We start from the raw sequence: 1,321 nt of genomic DNA on the forward strand, positions 1-1,321 counted from the left end.
CTATGCTGTCCAAGCCGACCACGATCAGCTGGTGGGAATCAAATAGCGCGAGTCTCCATCAGACCCAGGGCGCTTCAACGCGCCCGTAACGGGCGATCGTGCGGGCCAACTGTTTCTCGTCGGCGGCTTCGACGAGTTCGTTGACGAGTTTCGTCGCGAGGGTGTATTTGACGCGGTAGCCCTTCTCCGCCGCCGCAGTGCCCAGCCCGATGAGGAGGTGGGACTTCCCGGTGCCGGAGTCGCCGATGAGGCAGAGGGGCTCGCCGCGGCGGATCCAGTCGCCGGTCGCGAGAGTGTGGATGGTGGCAGCGTTGATGTTCGGGTTCGCGTCGAAGTCGAAGTCACCGATCCATTTGTTCCGAGGGAACCCGGCCGCGGAGACACGGCGGACGGTGGAGCGGCGATCCCTGTCATCGCATTCCGCGAGCAGCAGCTCGGCGAGGAACCCCTGATAAGACAGTTGCTCCCTGTTCGCGACCGTGGTCGCTTCGTCCATGACCGCACGGATAGTCGGCAGCCGCAGCCTGCGGCAGGCCTGATCGACGGCTGCCGCTGCGGCTTCCTCGGTCATCCCGCGGCGGCGGCGAAGAGTCGTGGTGACGGGTGTGGTGGTGCTCATGGGGTCGTTGTTCCTTCTGTTCCAGTGGCGGGGGTTTCGGTGAAGACAGGGCGACGGTGCAGGAGCTCGTCATAGGCGGCGACGTTCGGCAACGGCCGCCGGTCCGGGGGCAGGCCCGCGATCACCGCGGCGGGGTCGGTGAGTCGGCGCTGGGTGAGACTGACAACCCGGTGCTCACGGTCAGGACGTTGTGCAACGAAATGACGGTCTGAACCAGACCCACCCGTGTGCCGGCGTGCTTCGACCGCGACGACATCCGCGGAGACCGCGCCGACCATCAAGGCCGCGCGGATCCCCGCGATCACATCGATGCCGCGCATACTGCGGTGCAGGAGCAGCACCTCGATCAACTCTCGGGTGCCGGCACTGTCGCCGTTGACTTTCCGGGATTCCTGCCAGAACGCCTCGTGCGCGCTCGTGAACACGCCCGCGTCTCGCGCGGCGGCCAGAGCCGTCGAGGCGGGTAGTGCGCCCGGCTTGTGCCGCAGCACCTCGAGGTAGTGATCGAGGACGATCGATTCCCCGCCGCGAGCAACGACCCGCTCATGCCGGGCAGCCTCAGCATGACCGTCGAAGACGATGATCTCCGAGGCGCGGAGAGAGACGCGGACTTGCCGGCCAATCAGGCTCTTCGGACATTCGGTGGGGGGTGAGGCGCGCCGGGTGAGGTTCGGCGGGTAGGGGTCGAGGTCCTCGAGGATC

Annotated in this window: 2 pseudogenes; both read right to left on the minus strand. The window is 66.8% G+C overall.

Annotated features, from left to right (window positions below):
• Nucleotides 1–73: 73 nt before the first annotated feature.
• Nucleotides 74–619 (minus strand): annotated as a pseudogene (locus ACWAUG_RS13560) (ATP-binding protein); the annotation flags it as partial.
• Nucleotides 616–1,321, minus strand: a pseudogene (locus ACWAUG_RS13565) (IS21 family transposase); the annotation flags it as partial. The pseudogenes ACWAUG_RS13565 and ACWAUG_RS13560, both read right to left, overlap by 4 nt.

This window comes from Microbacterium sp. GXF6406 (assembly GCF_054798215.1).